This is a genomic window from Corallococcus terminator, assembly GCF_003611635.1.
In the GTDB taxonomy this organism is placed as follows: Bacteria; Myxococcota; Myxococcia; order Myxococcales; family Myxococcaceae; genus Corallococcus; species Corallococcus terminator.
Map to the genome: position 1 here is coordinate 1 of NZ_RAVZ01000648.1, position 1832 is coordinate 1832.

Here is a 1832-nt window from a genome sequence, read left to right on the forward strand (position 1 = left end):
GGCTGGTGGCGACGTGGGGAGGTTTCCAGGTGCACCGGCGTGCTTCCCTTTCGGAGGCAGTCCCGGAAGTAGCGTCCGCCGTGACTCCACCGGAAGCTGACCGGGCCGCAGTCCTGCCGCCGTGGGTGGCTGTTCCCCCTGTGGCCGTCGCCTCCGAGGTGGCGCATTCGTGGAAAGAAGAAACACCCGTGACGAAGACTCCTCCCGCCCCTGTCCGGCCGCTCCGAACCCGGAAGGCGGTGTCCAGCGCCCTGGTCGTCGCCACCTGCTCCGCCCTGGGGTGCCCCAGTGGGCCGCAGTTGCGTCCCTCGCCACCGCCCGAGGCGTGCCCGGCGGGAGCCGTGGAGGCCATGCGGAAGCTGGGGATTCCCACGGGCCTCAAGATTGATGGGTCGTTCGTTTTCGATGGAGGACAGCGGCGCTTCAAGATCCAGGAGGGGCGGGCGCCTCTCCTCCGAATGGTCGATGACATGGGCCAGCTTCCGGCGGGAACCCTGTTGTTCGGACACATCCTCTGGGGAGAGTACATCTATGGCCGCTTCACCGAGGCCCGTACGGAGAAGGGGGTGCGCTACCCCGTCTGCATCGAGATGCTTGATGGATTTGGTATCGAGCACGGAATGCCGGTTTTGAGTGGCAGCACGAACGAGACCGCGATCATCATGAGCACGGTCTATCTGCGAGCCGTGGATCAATTCGAGTGACGTTCTCCCTGGCGATTCGCCGTGGCCTTGGCTCCGTCATTCCGATGTTGCTGAAGGTGGTGGTGGTGGCGGTCACCACGGCTACCGGGGCGATGGCCCAGGTTGCCAGCCCCCTGCCCGATGAAAGCGTGGGCCGCATTGAACTGTCGGCCGAGCAAGAGGGAATCCCTCGCGAACTGCGCATCAGTCCGGGATTGGCGACCCTGCTGTTATGTGATGCGCGCGTGGCGCGTTGGGAGCTTTCGGGGCGGGAGCACTTCCACCGTGTCGTGGAAGGTGCGGACACCCTCACCCTGCTGCCCCGAAATGATGTGAAGGAAGGACTGCGGCTGAAGCTGGCGCTCGTCTTCGCGGATGGTCTGGCTCCTTCGCGTGTGGAATTGGTGCTGGTGGTGCACCCCGCCCTGGCGCAGCGTCAGGTGGAGTTGTTCCGCCATCCGCGCACGCTGGAGTCGTACCAACAGGAGGTTCGACAACTGCGCACGGAAGTCGGCCGCTCCCAGGCGGAGGTGGAGCGACTTCGCGCGCAGCAAGCGCGACCGTCCGGTCTGGCCGAACTGCTGGCCTCGGATGTGATGCTCGAGGAGGGTGTGGCCTTCCGTAAGTTGGAGACTGAAGCGCAACCGACGCCACGCGCGGCTGTCTGGGTGACGCGGGTGACCACCTTTCGCGCTGCCAGCCGGGTCGCGGTGAAGGCCAAGTTTGAAAACCGGTTGGAGGTGCCCTGGGTGTTCAAGGGCGCGGCGCTGGTGGATGGGGCCGGTCGCACCGTGCAGGCACTGGACGTCTTGCCCCAGGAACCCATCGCGCCCAGGGCGCGCGCCACGGGCATCATGGAGTTCGAACTGCCAGCGCTCCCAACGCGCGGTCCCTACACCCTGAAGCTGTGGGCCGAAGGCGGAACCCAGTCCGTCACCGTGCGCAACATCACCTTCCCGTGAGCGAGTCCGGGGCCCGGCTTACGGCGCGACAGCAGGATCCGCGAACCTTGGGTCGTGCAGGAAGTCCGTGTCCGTGAGCGACTCCAGGAACGCGATGACGTCCGCCTTCTCCGCGGGCGTCAGCGTGAAGCCCCGCACGAAGGGGCTCTGGAGTGGACTTGCCTCGCCTCCATTCATCGCCCGTGCC

2 protein-coding genes are annotated in these 1832 nt (G+C 66.2%); both read left to right on the plus strand.

Features of this window, described 5'->3' with window-relative positions; translation table 11 throughout:
- Positions 1-350: 350 nt before the first annotated feature.
- Positions 351-704: a hypothetical protein gene (locus D7V88_RS41135; protein WP_120545912.1), complete on the plus strand. Its 354-nt coding sequence runs from the start codon at positions 351-353 to the stop codon at positions 702-704.
- Positions 701-1645, plus strand: a complete 945-nt coding sequence (locus tag D7V88_RS41140; protein ID WP_120545913.1) for a DUF2381 family protein — start codon at positions 701-703, stop codon at positions 1643-1645. The genes D7V88_RS41135 and D7V88_RS41140 overlap by 4 nt, the downstream gene beginning before the upstream one ends.
- The last annotated feature ends 187 nt before the right edge of the window (positions 1646-1832 follow it).

Bases quoted from the DNA above. Each gene is read 5' to 3' on its own strand.
- D7V88_RS41135 (WP_120545912.1), top strand. From the start codon at position 351: ATGCGGAAGCTGGGGATTCCCACGGGCCTCAAGATTGATGGGTCGTTC.